This is a genomic window from Arthrobacter sp. TMT4-20, assembly GCF_054510775.1.
On record NZ_JBTNDW010000001.1, the window covers coordinates 200833 to 218585 of the forward strand.

Below are 17753 nucleotides of genomic sequence, written 5' to 3' on the forward strand. Positions count from 1 at the left end.
GCGGGCCAGGGGTTTTCGTCCAGGGGTGCTTCCCTGATAAGCTCAGTGAGTCCCATTTCGGGGCCGGTCTGACCGGCGTCCCGCCTTCGTAGCTCAGGGGATAGAGCGTCTGCCTCCGGCGCAGAAGGTCGTAGGTTCGAATCCTATCGAGGGCACAGAACAACCCCCAGATTTCACCGAAATCTGGGGGTTGACTGCTTTAACCGGCCAGGTCTGGCCGTGAGACTCCAGCACTGCACTGCCCCCGCACCCCCGAAGCTGCCCGGTCGATTCGTTGCTGCTGTCTTCGGCTGAAATAGGGGCGATTCAGGACAGCTACTGACCTGGTTGAGGAGTATTTTGGAGCCATGTTGGAAACTTCGGCACGGCTGCTCCACTTGCTTTCCCTGCTTCAGCTGCGCCGCGAGTGGACCGGCTCAGCACTGGCGGACCGGATGGACGTGACCGAGCGCACCGTCCGACGGGACATCGGCAAGCTCCGCACCCTGGGCTATCCCATCCATGCCTCGCCCGGCGTCGCCGGGGGCTACCAGTTGGGCGCTGGCGCGCAGCTGCCTCCGTTGTTGCTCGACGACGACGAGGCACTCGCCGTCGCCCTCGGCCTCAGTGCCGTCACGGCTAGCCCCGTCGCCGGAATCGGCGAGGCATCGGTGCGGGCGCTCACCAAGCTGGAGCAGGTACTCCCCAGCCGACTCCGACCGCGGTTCGCCGGGCTGCGAAGCGCCGTCACCAGGATGGCGGCGGTGAGCACACCGGTCCGGCCCGAGATCCTCACCGCCCTGTCCTCAGCCATCACCGAACGACGCACCGTGGTGTTCCGGTACTCCCGCCAGGATGGCGAGTCTTCCCGGCGACTCGTTGAGCCCTACCGACTCGTGGACACCGGTAGACGCTGGTACCTGGTGGCCTGGGACACGATGCGTGAGGATTGGCGGACGTTCCGGGTGGACCGGTGTCAAAGCGTTCCGGCGCAGCGGGAGCGCTTCACCCCGCGCCCACTCCCGGCCCGTGATCTCGCCCTGTATGTGCAGCAGTCAATTACGCGTTTCCCTTACCAGTACGACGTCGTCGTGCGGCTGACCGGCAACATCAACGAGGTGTCACAAAAGGTGTCCCCGGATACCGCCGAACTCCAGAGCGACGGCGAGGAGCACACCCTGATGAGGGCCGGCTTCGACTCGCTCGACTGGCCGCTGATGCATCTGGTGGCACTGGAGCTCGAGTTCGAGATCCTGGAACCGCCGCAAATGCGTGAGCGGGCCCGGTTGGCGGCGGCCCGGTTGACCAGGGCATCGGGAGATAGTCCTACCGCCTAGAATTGGAACCAATCATGGCACTGACTATCTCCTATCCCCCTGAACTGCCGGTTTCCGAGCGACGCGCTGACATTATGGCCGCGATCGCCGCGAACCAGGTGACGATCATTGCTGGCGAGACCGGCTCCGGCAAAACCACCCAGATTCCGAAAATGTGTGTGGAACTGGGACTCGCCGAAAACGGCCTGATCGGGCACACCCAGCCACGACGCCTCGCCGCCCGCACCGTTGCGGAACGTATTGCCGAGGAGTTGGACGTCAAGGTGGGGGCCGAAGTGGGCTTCCAGGTGCGGTTTACCGGCGAGGTCAGCCGCAGCACCAAGATCAAGTTGATGACCGATGGCATCCTGCTGGCGGAAATCCAGCACGACCGGCTGCTGAAAAAGTACAGCACCATCATCATCGACGAGGCCCATGAGCGCAGCCTCAACATCGACTTCATCCTCGGGTATCTGAAGCGGATCCTCCCGCAGCGACCCGACCTGAAGCTCATCATCACCTCGGCCACCATCGACCCTGAACGCTTCGCCGCGCACTTCGCGGCCGACGAGGCCGTCAGCGTCAAGCAGCCTGCACCGATCATCGAGGTTTCCGGACGGACCTACCCGGTGGAAATCCGGTACCGCCCGTTGACCCAGCCGGCCGGTGAGGCTGACGACAGCGCCGACCCGGGCGATCAGGAGGAGGACCGCGACCCCCTTGACGCCGTGTGCGACGCCGTCGACGAGCTGGCTCGGGAAGCACCCGGCGACATCCTGGTGTTTTTCTCCGGCGAGCGCGAGATCCGTGACGCCGCCGATGCCCTCCGCGCCCGGGTGCAGGTCAACCCACGGCTGAAGGGCACCGACATCCTGCCGTTGTTCGCCAGATTGTCGCTGCAGGAACAGCACCGGGTCTTCAAGCCTTCCGGCCCGGGACGCAGGATCATCCTCGCCACCAACGTTGCTGAAACCTCCCTGACCGTTCCCGGGATCAAGTACGTGATTGATACGGGTACCGCCAGGATTTCGCGGTACTCTCACCGCACCAAGGTGCAGCGGCTCCCGATCGAGCGGGTATCCCAGGCTTCCGCCAACCAGCGCTCGGGCCGCTGCGGCAGGGTTTCGGATGGCATCGCCATCCGCCTCTATTCGCAGGAGGACTTCGAGGCCCGCCGCCCGTTCACCGACCCCGAGATCCTGCGTACCAACCTGGCGGCTGTCATCTTGCAGATGACCGCCATGGGCGTCACCCGTGGGCCGAAGGATGTCGCCGACTTCCCCTTTGTTGAGCCTCCGGACTCGAAGGCGATCAACGACGGCGTCACGCTCCTGAAGGAGCTCGGTGCGCTGGAGGCTTCGGGAGGCATCTCGGCAGTTGGCCGGAAACTCGCCCAACTGCCGGTTGACCCGCGGCTGGGCCGCATGATCGTGGAGGCCGGCCAGCGTGGCTGCGCCAAGGAAGTAATGGTCCTTGCCGCGGCCCTGACCATCCAGGATCCGCGTGAGCGTCCACAGGCCGATCAGGGCGCCAAGCTGCAAACCGCGACAGCAATGCACAAACGGTTCCTCGACGAGAATTCGGACTTCACCGGATACCTGAACCTGTGGCGGTACCTGCAGGAACAGCAGAAGGAACTGTCGTCGACCCAGTTCCGCAAACTGTGCCGCAACGAATTCATCAACTATCTGCGGGTCCGCGAGTGGCAGGACCTGTTCGCCCAGCTTCGCCAGTTGGCCAAACCGCTGGGGATCACCCTCTCGCCCGACCCCGTCGATCCGGTGGGCAACGACACCGCAATCCATATCAGCCTGCTCGCGGGCCTGCTCAGCCACATCGGCCTCTACGATCAGCGCAAGCGTGAGTATGCCGGTGCGCGGGGTACCCGGTTCGCTGTGTTCCCCGGCAGCGCCTTGTTCAAAAAGTCGCCCGACTGGGTGATGGCGGCCGAACTGGTCGAGACCTCACGGCTCTGGGCGCGGGTGGCCGCCAAATTCGACCCCCTCTGGGCCGAAGACGTGGCGCCGCACCTGGTGAAGCGCAGCTACAGCGAGCCGCACTGGTCCCGGAAGATGGGGGCGGTGATGGCCCATGAGAAGGTCACCCTGTATGGCGTCCCGATCATCCCGCAGCGCCGGGTCAACTATGGGCGGATCGACCGCGAGGTTGCCCGCGACATGTTCATCAGGCATGCCCTGGTCGAGGGCGACTGGAAAACCCACCACAAATTTTTCCACCGCAACAAGGCACGCCTCGCTGAGATTGAGGAACTGGAAAACCGGTTGCGCCGCCGCGACCTGATGGTCGACGACGAGACCCTCTTCGAGTTCTATGACGCCCGCGTAGGGCCCGAGGTGGTGTCCGAGCGGCACTTCGATTCCTGGTGGAAGGACACCCGTCACCGCCAGCCGGACCTGCTCGACTTCCTGCGCGGTGACCTGCTCGCCGAAAACAGCGACCTGGACGAATCAGCGTTCCCCAAAATCTGGCACCAGGGAAGCTTCGAACTGCCGCTGAGCTATGAGTTCTCCCCCGGTGTGCAGGGCGCGTCCGACGGCGTGACGGTGCAAATTCCCGTGGTGTTCCTGAACCAACTCGACGCCCGGCCGTTCCACTGGCAGATTCCGGGGCTCCGGGTGGAACTGGTGACAGCCCTGATCAAGTCGCTACCCAAGCAGGTCCGCAAGAACTTCATCCCCGCCCCCGATGTGGCGCGCAGCGCCGTCGCTGCGCTGCACACCGACTTCGACCCGGCACGCGACGACCTTGAGGAGTCCCTGGAACTGGTACTCCGCCGGTTGAAGGGCCACGTCATTGCCCCCGGGTCGTGGAACCGGAGCGTCCTTCCCGAACACCTCCTGATGAGCTTCCAGGTGATTGACGGCCAGGGCAAGATCCTCGACGAGGGGACCGACCTTGCCGCCCTGCAGGAACGACTGGCGCCGCAGACACGCCGCGCGATTGCCGAATCCCTCGGTGCCACACCCGCTACCACCCGGCCGACAAAGGCACCCGCCCGCGCGACGTCAGCAGCAAAGTCCCAACCGGCGAAGTCCCAGCCAGCCCATCCCGTGGGCATCGGGATCACCGAGCGGTCCGGCCTGACGTCGTGGACGTTTGGCGACCTTCCCCGGCAGGTGACCCGGCTGGTGAACGGACACACGGTGACGGGCTACCCGGCGTTGACCGACGAGGGTACCGCGGCCGGACTCGCCGTCTTCCCCAACCCGGCCGAGCAGGGTGCGTCGATGCGCGACGGAGTGATCCGACTCCTCGTGGTGCGCGTTCCCAGCCCCGCCAAGTATGTGTTGGAGCATCTCAGCAACGCCGAGAAGCTCACTTTCAGCCAGAACCCGCATGGCAGCGTTGCGGGACTGATCGAGGACTGTACACTCGCGGCGGTCGACAAGCTGACCCCCGAGGCACTGCCCTGGACCGAGGCCGAGTTCAACTCCCTTTACGAAACCGTGCGGGCCGAACTCATCGACACGGTCTTCACTGTCACCGCCACGGTTGAAAGGATCCTGTCCAGCACCCGCCGGATCGAGAAGCAACTCAAGGGCTCCACCAGCCTCGCCCTGATCACCGCGCTGAACGACGTCCGGAGTCAGCTGGAACAGCTCGTCTACCCGGGGTTCGTGGCGAAAACCGGCTACACCCAGCTCAGTCACCTGCCCCGCTACCTGACCGGCATTGAGACCCGGGTCGCCAAGCTGGCCGGCAACGTGCAGCGCGATTCGCTGGGCACGGCTGTGGTCCAACGCCTGGAGGACGAGTACGACGACGCCGTCGCCGCCCTCGTTCCCACTGGCCGGAAGACGCCTCCCGCGTTGCTGCGGGTGCGCTGGATGCTCGAGGAACTGAGAATCAGTCTGTTCGCGCAGGAGCTCGGCACCGCGTACACCGTTTCGGAGAAGCGGATCCGTGCGGCCATCGGCGAGGCCATGGCCGCGCAGCGCACCGGGGTGGGCTCGACCGGGTAGCTAAAGGCTGCCGCTATCCGTCGGTTGGTACGTGCTCGCCGTGCCCGGCCGACCGTAGGGCTCCCCGCAGCGCGTCAGCGTTGGCGTCGAGCCGGGCCGGATCCGGGTTGTGGTCGACCGCGTGAACGTCGAAGTCGCTGGCGCTCTGCGTCGGCCAGACATGGACGTGCAGGTGCGGTACCTCGTACCCCTCTATCAGCACTCCCACCCGTTTCGCCGAGAACGCGGTGGTTTGCGCCTTCGCGATGGTCTGGGCGACCGCCATCACCTTGCCCAGCAGCTCAGGTTCCGCCTCCACCCAGTGCGCCACCTCCTGACGGGGCAGCACCAGGGTATGCCCGTCGGTGAGCGGAGCGATCGTGAGGAACGCGACGACGTCGTCGTCCTTCCAGACGAAGCGCCCCGGAATGTCGCCGTCGATGATCTTGGTGAACAGGGTACTCATGCAAACTCCTTCAGTTCCGGATCGAGTCAACACAGATAACGGGTTTCACGTCGAAAATCGGCTCTTTGTGTTGACTCGATGGTGGGATGTGTTGACCCGATGGTCGGGGTGGGTGGTCGGGTTAGGCGCCGGTGGCGACCGGCAGGTCCGAGCGGGATGACCATTGGGACCAGGACCCCGGATAAAGCGCCGCCGGGTAGCCAGCGATTTCCAGGGCAGCGATCTGGTGGGCGGCGGTAATGCCCGATCCGCAGTACACTGCGACGTCGACGGCGTCGTTGACGCCAAAGGCTTCGAAGCGCCGGCGCAGATCGGCGGGTGTCTTGAACCTCTGGTCGGGGGCAAGATTCTCGCTGGTGGGCGCACTCACCGCACCCGGAATGTGGCCGGCTTTGGGGTCGAGTGGTTCCACCTCGCCGCGGAAACGCTCTCCGGCACGCGCGTCCAGCAGCACACCGTGCTCGGCGATGCCCTGCACACCATCGATGTCGGTGACGGGCATTGCACCACTGCCGCCCTCTTCGTCGAGGCCCAGCTCCACCTCGCCGAGGCAGTGCTGTTCCTCGCCCCCTTCAGTCTCGTACCCGGCGTCGACCCAGGCGGCGAGGCCACCGTCGAGCAGCTGTACCGTGTCGAGACCCGCCCACCGCAGCAACCACCAGAGCCGGGCGGCGGAGGTATTGCCTGAATTGTCATAGGCCACCACCACGTCGCCGTCGTTGATGCCCCACTGCCGGGCGGCTTCCTGCAGTTGCTCAAGGCCAGGCAGCGGGTGCCTGCCCTCCCGCGCCGACGGTTCACCGCTCAGTGTGGCTTCGAGGTCAACGTACACGGCGCCGGGGATGTGGGCTGATTGGTAATGACCGTGGCCGTGGGGATCGCCCAACGCCCAGCGGACATCCAGCAGAACCGTCTGCAGGCCGGAGGTCATCCGGTCCCGCAGGGTCTGCACGTCCATCAGAGTCTTCATCAAGATCTCCTTTTAATGTGACCGGCAACACTGCCGGACCTGATGCAATCCAGTCCACCACAGCCCGGGCCGGTACTCCAATCTCGCCGTCAACGACTTTCCGCCCCTCCGTTGGGCGGCCCGGTAGGCTGAACCAGTGAACATCCTGAGCCCCCTCTCCAACCGGTCCTGGGCTGCTGAGGCCATCCGCCGGATCGAGGCTGAAAACAACCGGTCAGCCGACACCCATCTCTACGCGGTCCCCCTGCCTGAACACTGGGGAGTCGACCTGTTCCTGAAGGACGAGTCGACCCACCGGACAGGCAGCCTCAAACACCGATTGGCTCGGTCGCTCTTCCTGTTCGGACTGGTCAACGGCTGGATCAACGAGCATACGACGGTCGTTGAGGCGTCCAGCGGGTCGACGGCGGTTTCCGAAGCGTACTTCGCGCAACTTCTGGACCTGCCGTTCATCGCTGTGATGACCCGCACCACGAGCAAGGAAAAGATCGACCAGATCGAACAGTATGGCGGCGCCTGCCACTTCGTTGACCACGCCTCCGAGGTTTACGCCGCCGCAGCAGGCCTTGCCGCCACGACTGGCGGCCACTACATGGATCAATTCACCTACGCTGAGCGGGCAACGGACTGGCGTGGCAACAACAACATCGCCGAGTCGATTTTCGGGCAGCTGGCCCTGGAGCAGCATCCGGTTCCCGACTGGATCGTGGTGGGCGCCGGGACGGGCGGCACCAGCGCCACCATCGGGCGTTACATCAGGTACCAGCGCCACCACACCCGGCTGGCCGTGGTCGACCCGGAGAACTCGGCCTTTTTTCCGGCCTGGCGTACCCCCGGCACCGCGGCGGCGGGGAGTCCTTCCCGGATTGAGGGCATCGGACGGCCGCGGCTGGAACCAAGTTTTGTACCCGGCGTCATTGACCACATGATTCAGGTCCCCGACGCCGCGTCGGTCGCGGCGATGCGCCACCTACGCCAGCTCACCGGACTGCATGCGGGCCCGTCAACCGGCACCAACCTGTGGGGAGTCTGGGGGCTGATCGCGGACATGGTCGGCCAGGGTCGCCGCGGCAGTATTGTCTCGCTGATGTGCGACGCCGGCACCAGATACACCGGGTCCTACGACGACGACGCCTGGCTGGCAGCGCGGGACCTGGATCCAGCCCCCTACCTGGCAGTGCTGGAGCGCTTCTTTGTCACCGGGAGTTGGCCCGGTGAACCTGCCAGATAGCGGCGGTCTCGGGAACCGGGTAGAACTGAATAATGACTGATTCCCTGGTACTTGGCCCCATGATGCGCTACGTCGATCTGACCTCGGCCAGCATCTGGGTGGAAACCCGCCAGGCTGCACGGGTCACGGTGACGGCCGGTGACCAGTCCTGGACTGCCCGGACGTTCGGTGTGCATGGCCACCACTACGCCCTGGTGGAGGCTAACGGTCTGGAACCGGGAAGCGTCACCGCCTACACGGTGTCGATTGATGGGGAGCAGGTGTGGCCCGTGGAAGGGTCAGCGTACCCGCCGTCAATGATTGCGACGCTGACCCCTGATAAGCCCATCAAAATGGCGTTCGGTTCGTGCCGGACCAGTGTCCCCCACAACGAAGCGGGAAACAGTAAACACGGTGTCGATTCGATGCGTGCCTACGCCCTGCAGATGGCCGCGGGAGTGGACGACGTCGCCTGGCCCGATCTGGTGGTGTTCCTGGGCGACCAGGTGTACGCGGATGTGACGAGCGACGCGATGCAGGAGTTCATTAGGGCGCGCCGGGACATTGACGAGGAGCCCGGGGAGGAGCTCAAGGACTATGAGGAGTACGCCCACCTGTACAACCTGGCGTGGTCCGACGACGCCAACCGCTGGCTCCTGTCCACCCTGCCCAGCGCAATGATTTTCGACGACCACGACATTCGGGACGACTGGAACACCTCCCTGGCCTGGAAGCACGCGATGGAGGCTACCTCCTGGTGGCAGGGCCGGATCGTCTCGGGGCTGGCTTCCTACTGGGTGCACCAGCACCTGGGCAATCTTTCACCCGAGCACCGGGACCAGGACGAGATCTGGCAGTTGATCAGCTCGCACGACGGCGAGACGGAACTGGACATCAGCAACGTGCTGGACCAGTTCGCTGACCGTGCCAATCAGGAGCCGTCCACCTACCGGTGGAGCTTTGCCAGGGAAATTGGTGACGTCCGACTGGTGGTCCTGGACTCCCGTGCAGGCCGGGTACTCGACCCCGCCCAGCGGTCAATCCTCGACGACCGGGAAATGAAGTGGCTGGATGGACAAATGCAGGGCGGCTTCCGGCATCTGCTGATCGCCACCTCGCTGCCGTTCCTGCTCCCTGCGGGTTTGCACCACATCGAAGCCTGGAACGAGGCACTCGCCGACGGCGCCTGGGGCAGGTTTGGGGCGAAGATCGGCGAAAAGATGCGGCGCACTGTGGATCTGGAGCACTGGGGTGCGTTCCAGCGAAGCTTCCGACAGGTGGCGACGATGGCGGTTGAGGTGGCAGATGGGAAGCGTGGCAAGGCACCCGAAACCGTCACCTTCCTGTCGGGGGACGTGCACTTCTCGTATGTCTCCGAGGTGGAGCGCACCTCGGGGAGCCGGATCATCCAGGCGGTCTGTTCGCCGATCCGCAACCCGCTCCCCCGCGCCATGCGTTTTGCTACCGCCATCCTGTCCTACGGCGTCGCAAGCCCGGTGGGGGCACTGGTGGCCCGGTCGGCGAAGGTGCCGAGTCCGCCCTTCCGGTGGTCCGGGCTGAAAGGCCCCTGGTTCGACAACAATCTGGCCGGCCTCGAAGACGGCCCAGCTGGTCTGCGGTTCTGGTGGGAGCGCGGGGTGGTGGTCGACGGCGACCACCTCTCACCCCGGTTGGAAGAGGTCTCCACGGTGACCGTCTCACCGCGGAACTAGCTCATCACGCGGTTTGAATCCGTCACTGCGTTGGATGTACTGACCGGAGCGGCTGATTGGGTGACTCACCCGCTCCGAGCGTGCACCGGTCTGGCGTTCGCTGGGGGTTCTCCGACCTCGTGGATGGTATGGCCGACGCAAGCCGTCCTGGTTACGCTGGCTCGTTCGATGCGAGACACGGTGAACCATCGCATTGCGTTGCGCAGTCGGCACCACCCCACCAGGTACCACTGGCCGTTCGTGGCGGCGAACAGCACTGGCTCAACGTCGCGGGTGGTCGTGGTCTCGTCTCCCGATGTGTAGGAAATGCGGAGTACCCGCTGCTCGGCCATCGCCTCCTCCAGCGCCGACTTGGTTGCCCGCGAAGAGGAGGGAAGCGCGTTGACCCAGACGCGGTGAGCGAGTTCGTCGACTCGGGCTCGGGTTTTAGGATCGAGGACGTCCATAATCTTCTGGATACCTGCTGCCGCCAGATCGGCGTAGGGGGCATCGGCTGCAGCGGATACGGCTGCCATGAGGGCCACGGCCTGGGCTGGGGACAGGCTGACCGGCGGCAGGGATCCTTCTACAGCCAATCCGTAGCCACCGCCCGGACCTGGGCGGGACCATATCGGCGCACCGCTGTTCTCTAACGCATCGAGGTCTCTCTTGATGGTGCGCACGGATACCTCAAACTCTCTCGCCAACCGCTCAGCGGAAACGCCGCGCGCACCGCTGCGGCGCAACATCTCGGATAATGCATGGAGCCGTTCGACTCGTTTCACAGTTCAGCATCCGACAAATTCTTGACATAAATAGTGACACACCGTTGTCTTGGGTGCCTGCGAGGGTTGTGGCATGTCAACTACTACAAGCAATCCGATCATCATTCTCATCGCCGGCCACTGGCTGGGGGCCTGGGCGTGGGATGAAGTCCTTGAACACCTGACCACCGACCACTTTCGTGCAATCGCGGTGACACTGCCCGGTCTTGACGGGGACGATCCCGAGCGTGCGGCGAAGACTCTCGACGATCAGGCCGCAGCGGTCCTGGATGTCATCACCCAACTCGGGATTTCCGAGGATCAGCCCGCAACTCTCGTCGCTCACAGTGGGGCGAACGCCCCCGTCAGCCTCGTCCTTGACCGACACCCTGAGTTGGTTCATCGAGTGGTGTGGGTCGACTCCGGCCCTGTGGCGACGGGAACCGCCTTCGCCCCAGACCTCCCCGGGGAGTTGAAGGAACTTCCGCTGCCACCCCTCGACGTCCTCGCACAGCAGGCGAGTCTCGAGGGCCTGAGCGCAGAGGTCCTCGAGCGTTTCCGGGCCCGGGCCGTCCCCGAACCCGGCCCCGTGCTTCGTCAGCCCGTCGATCTCACGAATGATGCTCGCCGCAAGGTCCGGACCACCCTGGTGTGCTGCTCGATCCCGAGCGCGCAGGTGCTCGAGCTTGCCCGCGCGGGCCATCCCATGTTTGCCGAAGTCCCGACCATCGAGCACCTCGACGTCATTGACCTTCCGACGGGGCATTGGCCTATGTGGAGCCGTCCCCGCGATCTCGCCAGGGCCATTCAGTCAGCGGCTTCTCAACCCGACGCTGCCCTAGATCGTCACGCTCTCACCGGGGGCAAGATGACGGAACTCGGTGCCATATAGGCCTCCGATCCGCGCCAGATGGCCTTCGACCAGCTGCAGACCGGTTTCGTTGAGGAGCGCATCGTGGATCTGGAATGCCCGGGCCGCCCGCACTGAAGTGACGAAATCGATCACTTCGGCTGTCTTGGACCACGGCGCGTGCACCGGCACCAGAACCGTCGACACGTCAACGCCATGCGGGACTATGAATGAATCGCCCGGGTGGTAGAGAGAACCGTCGATGAGGTACCCAATATTGGCCACCATCGGAATATGCGGGTGGATCAGCGCATGCTGACCACCGAAGGTCTGCACCTCAAAACCTGCAACACTGTACCGCTGCTCGGGCTCGGCCGTATGCACCCGGTCCAGGCCACCGGCGTCGAGCCGCTCGGCCAACATCCCGGCCACCTTCGTTGGTGCATAGATCAGCAGTGACTGGTCCAGTTGCAACGCCGCCACCACCTTCTCCTCGTCGAAGTGGTCGGCATGCTGATGGGTGATCAGCACCGCGTGTGCCCCCGCCAGTGCCGTCTCGGCCTCCGAGAATGTTCCCGGGTCGATCACGAGCACGGCACCGTCTTTCTCCAACCGGACACAGGCATGAGTGAATTTGGTGAGCTTCATCGCGTCAGCCTACCGCCGACCACCCCGGCAGCAACAGGACCGGCAGCTGAGCGCTGGTAACCTTATTCGCGACAGTCAGTAACACCCGAGCCGTCAGGAGGCGATCCGTCAGTGCCACCAACAGCAGAACCGACAGCACGCAAGGGACCGGAACAACGGGTCACCAAGCAGCGGCTGGCGGTAAGCGCGGCGCTGGATAAGCTCGACGATTTCGTCAGCACCCAGGAGCTTCACCGGCGCCTGCACGAGGCAGGCAACGCGGTGTCACTGGCCACCACCTACCGGATTCTCCAGTCGATGTCCGAAGACGGGTTGGTTGACGTGCTGCGCAACGGCGAAGGCGAAGCCGTCTATCGCCGGTGCGACGCCCCGCATCACCATCACCATTTGCTCTGCCGGAGTTGCGGGCGCGCTGTCGAGATCGAAGCGCCAGCCGTTGAGAAATGGGCTGCACGGATTGCTGAAGAGTATGGCTACACCGAGGTGGCCCACACCGTTGAAATTTACGGCCTCTGCCCGGCCTGCACTGCCGGGGCTGCGGGTTAGGCCGGGCGCACCACTGCTGGTGTTGAAGTGGTCGAGGCGGTGCGTCTTCCGCGCTGCCAGCTAATTCCCCGGCAGACGAGGTAGATCACGAAGGAAATTGTGGTCACGTAGGGACTGATGGGGATCCGGCCACCCAGGGCCAGGAGGATCCCGCCGACCACTGACACACAGGCAAAAATCACGCTGAGCAACACCACGATTCGTGGCGACGACGTCACCTTCAGCGCCGCTGCTGCCGGGGTGATGAGCAGGGCCAGGACGAGCAGCGCTCCCACCACCTGAATGGACAGCGCAACCGACACGCCCAGCAGGAACATGAACATGATGGAGAGCCCCCGCACCGGCACGCCGCGAGCCTCGGCGAGGTCGGCGTCGGCGCTGGCAAAGGTGAGCGGCCGCCAAATGGCGAGCAGCGCCACCATCACCGCCACTGCGCAACCCGCCAGCAGGGACAGCTGGACATCATCGACCGAGACAATCTGCCCAGTCAGCAGGCCAAACTTGTTGGCAGCGCGGCCTTCGTACAGCGCCAGGAACAGGATGCCCAGGCCGAGACCGAAGGGCATAATCACACCGATGATCGAGTTCCGGTCCCTCGCCCTGATCCCCATGACGCCGAGGACCACCGCTGCGAGCACTGAACCCACCAGGGATCCGTAGATCACATTCGCCCCGATGAGGAGGGCAAACGCTGCGCCCGCAAACGACAGCTCGGCGATGCCGTGGACGGCGAAGGCGAGATCGCGCATCATCACGAACGTGCCGATCAACCCGCCGAGAAGCCCCAGCACTGCGCCCGCCCAGAGCGAGTTCTGCACCAGAGGAAGCAGATCCGAGTAGTTGTCGAAGTTGAAGATTGCGGTCAGGATCTCCTGCAGGTCCACTGTCAGTGTCCTTCCGCGTGATGGTGGGTGGTGTCATCGGGCAGCCCGACGACGATGATCCGGCCCTTGCTGTGCAGGACCTCGACATTGCTTTTGTAGAGCTCGGACAACACTTCACTGGTCATTACCTCGTGCGGTGCGCCGACCCTGAACTGGCCTTCGGCAAGATATAGCACCCGGTCGACGTAGTCGATGATCGGGTTGATCTCATGCGTCACGAAAACCACTGCCGACTCGTTGACCCGGCACTGCGAGTTGATCAATCCGCTCACTGCCTGCTGGTGGTGGAGATCAAGGGAGAGCAGCGGTTCATCGCAGAGAAGCACCTGCGGATTGGTCGCGAGGGCCTGGGCTGCGCGCAGCCGCTGTTGCTCTCCCCCGGAAAGCCGCCCGACAGGCGCGTCGGCATAGGAGGAGGCACCCACCTTTTCCAGCAGGGCATCGACCGTGGCGTTGTAGTCCCGGCCCCTCCATCTGAGCCCCCACCGGTGACCGTCGACGCCGAGGCCCACCAGGTCACGGGCCCGCAGCGGGGTTTCCGGCGGAAAGGACTTCTGTTGGGGGATGTACCCAATGTCGCGGCTGCCGCGACGCACCGCCGAGCCGTTGACGGTCGCCGAGCCAGAGTCAAGCTGCTGAAGGCCCAGGAGGACCTTCAGGAGACTGGTTTTCCCTGAACCGTTGGGGCCGAGGACAGCGAAAAACTCGCCCTTACCGATATCGAGGTCAAGATTCTGCCAGAGGACACGGTCGCCGAAGGAGAGCGACGCCGATCGGAGCCGAACCATAGGTTCTGTTTCCGGCCGCTCGGCCGTGCGGTGGTCTTGGGTCAAAGCCAGTAGGTTCATCTCCAGCGAAAAGGTAGGTGGCGTGGCGTTTCCACCATCAGTTGATCAGGGGGCGAGGACGCTCTCGATACCGTCCACATTGGAAGTCATCCAACTCAGGAAGTCTTCCCCCTCAGGCACTGTCTCCGTGAAGTTGACGATTTCCACCCCGGCCTCGTCCGCGGCGTCACGAACGGTCTGGGTCTGGGGACTTTCTGTTTGCTCATTATAGGCAAGGAACGCCAGCGAATCGTCCTCCATGAGGTTCATCATTTCGTTCAGAACGGCAATTGAGACATCCGATCCCTCTTCAATCGCCTCGCTGTAGCCATTCGGCGTGACGTTCTCCAACCCTGCCGCTTCGAGCAGGTAGACGGGGACCGGTTCGGTGATTGCGACAGTTTGGCCTGCGGAGACATCCCCCAGTTCCGAGAGCCGCTCGATCAGGGCGGTGATGCCCGCGTCAAACTCCTCAACATTGGCGCTGTACACTCCGGCGTTGTCGGGATCCAGCGCGGTCAGCGTCTCGCCAATCGCAGCCGCCACGGCCCGCATGGTGTTCAGGTCATACCAGACGTGCTCATTCGCCGAGCCGTGGGCATGTTCCTCGGCCGACTCACTGGCATGTTCCTCGGCCGACTCACCGGCATGCTCGTCCTCACCAGCGTGCTCGCCCTCATCCTCGTGCTCCTCCTCGAAGCCCTCGAAGCCTGACTCGCTGACTGCAGAAATCAGGTAGTCATGGTCCATCTCCACCTCGTCGGCCAGCAGGTGCAGGAACGGGTCGTACCCGCCACCATTCTCGATCAGCAGGTCGGCCTCGGAAACCGCCAGCTTGTCCTGAACGGTCGCCTCATAGGAGTGCGGGTCCTGCGCCAGGCTGTCAACAATCGAGTTCACCGAGACGTTCTCTCCACCGATGGTCTGCGCGATGTCTCCGTAGACATTGGTGGAGGCAACCACCTGGATCCCATCCTCGGAGGTGTCTGCTGCAGCATTGCCGCTGTCTGCCTGACCGCAGCCGGTCAGGGCCAGCGCCATCGCTGCTACTCCGAGGAGGCCGGTTGAGGTGGAAAGACGTTGCATGTATCCCTCGATCTACGTGATTGGAACTTGGATCAATAACTCCTGACCCTGAGTCTAACGCAAACGCGAATCATTCGCATATCGAGGGATACGCTGTCGCGGCCGGGCGCCTAGCTAATGCTGCGGTCGAGGCCGAGCTCGTCCACACTGGAGCCAGTCCGCCGGTGTCCCTGATTTTGCGTGGCATCCCGGATCTCTCCGATCAGCTGCTCAATAACATCCTCGAGGAAAAGGACTCCGTGGGTGGCGCCGTCGGGACCCAGTACCCGAGCCAGGTGGGACCCGGTGCGTTGCATGGTGGTCAACGCCGTCTCGATCTCATCATCCATTCTCAGGTTCGCAAGGGTGCGGACCTTGTTTTCAGTAATCGGTTTGGAGTACATCTCCTCGGAAATCGACATGATGTCTTTGAGGTGCATGTACCCGGTGAGGACGTCGTTCTCATCCATCAACACGAACCGCGAGAATCCGGTTCGCCCCACAGTCTTCTCGAACTCTGCTGGGGTGGAGTCCGTCCTGACGCTCACCAGCTCATCCAGCGGCACCATGACCGTCCCGGCAGTCTGGCCCGAGAACTCGAGGGCGCCGGAAATCAGACCGGAGCCGTCGTCAACGAGCCCGTGGCGAGTGGATTCCTGAACGATCGACTGCACTTCCTCAAGGGTGAACGAAGAGGTCACCTCATCCTTCGGCTCAACGCGCATAGCCCGAAGAATATGGTTCGCCAGCCAGTTCAGCGACCCAATAATGGGATTCACCACCCGCGCAATCATCACGAGCGGTGGTGCCAGCAGAAGCGCAGCCTTATCGGCGACGGATACCGAAATGTTCTTCGGGACCATTTCGCCGAACGTGACGTGCAGGAAGGTCACGATCAGCAAGGCGATGGCGAAAGCGATGATGTCAGCGGGTCCCGCAGGGATTCCCACTGATTCAAACGGAACCACCAGGAGGTGATGGATCGCGGGTTCGGCGACCTGCAGGATCAGCAGCGAGCACACGGTGATGCCCAGCTGCGCGCAGGCGAGCATCAACGAGACGTGCTCCATCGCCCAGAGCGTAGTTTTGGCACGCTTGGATCCCTGGTCGGCCAGAGGTTCAATCTGGCTGCGGCGCGCCGACATGACAGCGAATTCGGCGCCAACGAAGAAGGCGTTTCCGATCAACAGGACAATCAGCCATATGATTCCGGCCCAGTCGCTCATCGCTGACCTTCCATTGCGGCGTTTGATACTCCGCCAGTTTCATCTTCAGGGGGCAGCGGGATGAAGCTGACCCGGTCGATTCGACGACCATCCATACGTTCCACCTCAAGGATCCCCTCGGGGACATCGACCCGGTCACCTGGGGCAGCAATCCGGCCCAGCTGGGCCATGATGTACCCGGCGACGGTTTCATAACCAGCCTCGTCGGGTACCGAGAGGTGCGGAATCTGCTCGGTGACCTCGTCCGGACGCATCAGGCCCGGAAAGAACCAGTTACCCGAAGCGCTCTGCAGCACCCCAGGTTTCAGCTTGTCGTGTTCGTCCGAGACCTCGCCGACAATCTCCTCGACCAAATCCTCGAGGGTGACGACGCCGGCAGTGCCGCCGTACTCGTCGAGTACCACCGCCAGCTGAAGATTCGCTTCACGCAGCTCTGCCAGGAGGGAATCCAGGTGTACCGTCTCGGGCACTCGTAGTACCTCGGTCATAATGGTCCCGGCTGGCAGCCCCGCACGCTTGCTGCGGGGAACCGCCACTGCCTTCTTGACGTGGACCACGCCGCGAATGTCGTCGGGTGAGTCAGCGATCAGCGGGAACCGGGAAAAGCCGGTCCGACGGGCCAGGTCGACGACGTCGGCCACGGTTTGATCCGAATCGATCGTTTCCATCCGGATTCGCGGGGTCATGACGTCGGCGGCGGTCCGTTCGGAGAAGCTGAACGTCCGGGCCAGGAAGTTGGCGGTGCCAGCGTCGAGGGTGCCCATCTCAGCCGACCGGCGGACCAGGGAGGAGAGTTCCGAGGGGGTGCGGGCGCCGGAGATTTCCTCTTTCGCTTCCAGTCCAAAGAGGTTCAGGACACGGTTGGAAAAACCGTTCAGCACCACAATCGCCGGTTTGAACACCCCGGTGAAGATCAGCTGGGGCCGCGCCAGCAGCTTGCCGATCTTGAACGGAAGGGCGATCGCCAGGTTTTTCGGAACCAGCTCGCCGATCAGCATTGAAAGCAGGGTGGCGAGTGTCATCGCGATCACCAACGAGACCGTGCCGAGGATCGCGGCGGGGATACCGATGGCGCTCAGCGGGCCCTGGATCAGGCGGCCGACGGACGGTTCCATGACGTAACCGGTCAGCAGGGTGGTGAGGGTAATTCCCAACTGGCAGCTGGAGAGCTGGGTGGAGAGCGACTTCAGACATTTGAGGAGGGGCACAGCCCCCTTGTCGCCATTGTCAACGGCCCGTTGAACGTAGGTCTGATCCAGCGCCACGAGCGAGAACTCGACCGCGACGAAAAAACCAGTACCGAGGATCAGCAGCAGGCCCGCTATCAGGAAATAGATTTCCACGGTGCA

General features: G+C 63.7%; 15 protein-coding genes and 1 tRNA gene. 7 read left to right on the forward strand and 9 right to left on the reverse strand.

Annotated features, from left to right (window positions below; genetic code table 11):
* Window positions 1-82 precede the first annotated feature (82 nt).
* The 3 genes from ACX80Z_RS00925 (at window position 83) to hrpA (ending at window position 5278) form a co-directional block, all read left to right on the forward strand.
* Window positions 83-155, forward strand: a tRNA-Arg gene (locus tag ACX80Z_RS00925).
* A 192-nt stretch (window positions 156-347) separates the two neighbouring features.
* Window positions 348-1316: a helix-turn-helix transcriptional regulator gene (locus tag ACX80Z_RS00930; protein WP_459314624.1), complete on the forward strand. Its 969-nt coding sequence runs from the start codon at window positions 348-350 to the stop codon at window positions 1314-1316.
* A gap of 14 nt (window positions 1317-1330) precedes the next feature.
* Window positions 1331-5278 carry an ATP-dependent RNA helicase HrpA gene (hrpA, locus tag ACX80Z_RS00935; RefSeq protein ID WP_459314625.1) on the forward strand — a complete coding sequence of 1316 codons (3948 nt, stop codon included), beginning with the start codon at window positions 1331-1333 and terminating at the stop codon, window positions 5276-5278.
* 13 nt (window positions 5279-5291) lie between these two features.
* On the opposite strand, the gene ACX80Z_RS00940 is transcribed toward hrpA, so the two are convergent.
* Both ACX80Z_RS00940 and ACX80Z_RS00945 read right to left on the reverse strand, forming a co-directional pair.
* Window positions 5292-5723 carry an HIT family protein gene (locus tag ACX80Z_RS00940; RefSeq protein ID WP_459314626.1) on the reverse strand — a complete coding sequence of 144 codons (432 nt, stop codon included), beginning with the start codon at window positions 5721-5723 and terminating at the stop codon, window positions 5292-5294.
* A gap of 121 nt (window positions 5724-5844) precedes the next feature.
* Entirely contained in the window at window positions 5845-6693 is an 849-nt protein-coding gene (locus ACX80Z_RS00945; RefSeq protein ID WP_116778480.1) for a sulfurtransferase, read from the reverse strand.
* A 136-nt stretch (window positions 6694-6829) separates the two neighbouring features.
* On the opposite strand from ACX80Z_RS00945, the gene ACX80Z_RS00950 reads away from it, so the two are divergent.
* On the forward strand, window positions 6830-7924 hold the full coding sequence (locus ACX80Z_RS00950; protein WP_459314627.1) for a PLP-dependent cysteine synthase family protein: 1095 nt from the start codon (window positions 6830-6832) through the stop codon (window positions 7922-7924).
* Between the two features lie 32 nt (window positions 7925-7956).
* On the forward strand, window positions 7957-9615 hold the full coding sequence (locus ACX80Z_RS00955) for an alkaline phosphatase D family protein (RefSeq protein ID WP_459304504.1): 1659 nt from the start codon (window positions 7957-7959) through the stop codon (window positions 9613-9615).
* Window positions 9616-9680: 65 nt separating this feature from the next.
* Here the strand turns inward: ACX80Z_RS00955 and ACX80Z_RS00960 are convergent, their stop codons facing one another.
* Window positions 9681-10379, reverse strand: a complete 699-nt coding sequence (locus tag ACX80Z_RS00960; RefSeq protein ID WP_459314628.1) for a helix-turn-helix transcriptional regulator — start codon at window positions 10377-10379, stop codon at window positions 9681-9683.
* A 73-nt stretch (window positions 10380-10452) separates the two neighbouring features.
* On the opposite strand from ACX80Z_RS00960, the gene ACX80Z_RS00965 reads away from it, so the two are divergent.
* A complete protein-coding gene (locus ACX80Z_RS00965; protein WP_459314629.1) occupies window positions 10453-11250 on the forward strand; it encodes an alpha/beta fold hydrolase in 798 nt (265 codons plus the stop codon).
* On the opposite strand, the gene ACX80Z_RS00970 is transcribed toward ACX80Z_RS00965, so the two are convergent.
* Window positions 11197-11856 carry an MBL fold metallo-hydrolase gene (locus ACX80Z_RS00970; RefSeq protein ID WP_459314630.1) on the reverse strand — a complete coding sequence of 220 codons (660 nt, stop codon included), beginning with the start codon at window positions 11854-11856 and terminating at the stop codon, window positions 11197-11199. The genes ACX80Z_RS00965 and ACX80Z_RS00970 overlap by 54 nt on opposite strands.
* A gap of 111 nt (window positions 11857-11967) precedes the next feature.
* On the opposite strand from ACX80Z_RS00970, the gene ACX80Z_RS00975 reads away from it, so the two are divergent.
* Complete coding sequence (locus ACX80Z_RS00975; protein ID WP_019483117.1) at window positions 11968-12402, forward strand: Fur family transcriptional regulator; 435 nt, start codon at window positions 11968-11970, stop codon at window positions 12400-12402.
* Here ACX80Z_RS00975 and ACX80Z_RS00980 read toward each other — a convergent pair.
* The 5 genes from ACX80Z_RS00980 to ACX80Z_RS01000 form a co-directional block, all read right to left on the reverse strand.
* A complete protein-coding gene (locus ACX80Z_RS00980; RefSeq protein ID WP_019483116.1) occupies window positions 12399-13286 on the reverse strand; it encodes a metal ABC transporter permease in 888 nt (295 codons plus the stop codon). The genes ACX80Z_RS00975 and ACX80Z_RS00980 overlap by 4 nt on opposite strands.
* A 2-nt stretch (window positions 13287-13288) precedes the next feature.
* Window positions 13289-14074, reverse strand: coding sequence for a metal ABC transporter ATP-binding protein (locus ACX80Z_RS00985; protein WP_026041121.1), 786 nt, complete (start codon window positions 14072-14074; stop codon window positions 13289-13291).
* Window positions 14075-14179: 105 nt separating this feature from the next.
* On the reverse strand, window positions 14180-15199 hold the full coding sequence (locus tag ACX80Z_RS00990) for a metal ABC transporter solute-binding protein, Zn/Mn family (protein WP_459314632.1): 1020 nt from the start codon (window positions 15197-15199) through the stop codon (window positions 14180-14182).
* 110 nt (window positions 15200-15309) lie between these two features.
* The gene (locus ACX80Z_RS00995) at window positions 15310-16404 is read right to left on the reverse strand and encodes a hemolysin family protein (protein WP_459314633.1); all 1095 of its coding nucleotides are present in this window, start codon (window positions 16402-16404) and stop codon (window positions 15310-15312) included.
* A complete protein-coding gene (locus tag ACX80Z_RS01000; protein ID WP_019483112.1) occupies window positions 16401-17747 on the reverse strand; it encodes a hemolysin family protein in 1347 nt (448 codons plus the stop codon). The genes ACX80Z_RS00995 and ACX80Z_RS01000 overlap by 4 nt, the downstream gene beginning before the upstream one ends.
* Between the last annotated feature and the right edge of the window lie 6 nt (window positions 17748-17753).

Bases quoted from the DNA above. Each gene is read 5' to 3' on its own strand.
- ACX80Z_RS00930 (WP_459314624.1), top strand. From the start codon at position 348: ATGTTGGAAACTTCGGCACGGCTGCTCCACTTGCTTTCCCTGCTTCAG.
- hrpA (WP_459314625.1), top strand. From the start codon at position 1,331: ATGGCACTGACTATCTCCTATCCCCCTGAACTGCCGGTTTCCGAGCGA.
- ACX80Z_RS00940 (WP_459314626.1), bottom strand. From the start codon at position 5,723: ATGAGTACCCTGTTCACCAAGATCATCGACGGCGACATTCCGGGGCGC.
- ACX80Z_RS00945 (WP_116778480.1), bottom strand. From the start codon at position 6,693: ATGAAGACTCTGATGGACGTGCAGACCCTGCGGGACCGGATGACCTCC.
- ACX80Z_RS00955 (WP_459304504.1), top strand. From the start codon at position 7,957: ATGACTGATTCCCTGGTACTTGGCCCCATGATGCGCTACGTCGATCTG.
- ACX80Z_RS00965 (WP_459314629.1), top strand. From the start codon at position 10,453: ATGTCAACTACTACAAGCAATCCGATCATCATTCTCATCGCCGGCCAC.
- ACX80Z_RS00970 (WP_459314630.1), bottom strand. From the start codon at position 11,856: ATGAAGCTCACCAAATTCACTCATGCCTGTGTCCGGTTGGAGAAAGAC.
- ACX80Z_RS00985 (WP_026041121.1), bottom strand. From the start codon at position 14,074: ATGGTTCGGCTCCGATCGGCGTCGCTCTCCTTCGGCGACCGTGTCCTC.
- ACX80Z_RS00990 (WP_459314632.1), bottom strand. From the start codon at position 15,199: ATGCAACGTCTTTCCACCTCAACCGGCCTCCTCGGAGTAGCAGCGATG.
- ACX80Z_RS00995 (WP_459314633.1), bottom strand. From the start codon at position 16,404: ATGAGCGACTGGGCCGGAATCATATGGCTGATTGTCCTGTTGATCGGA.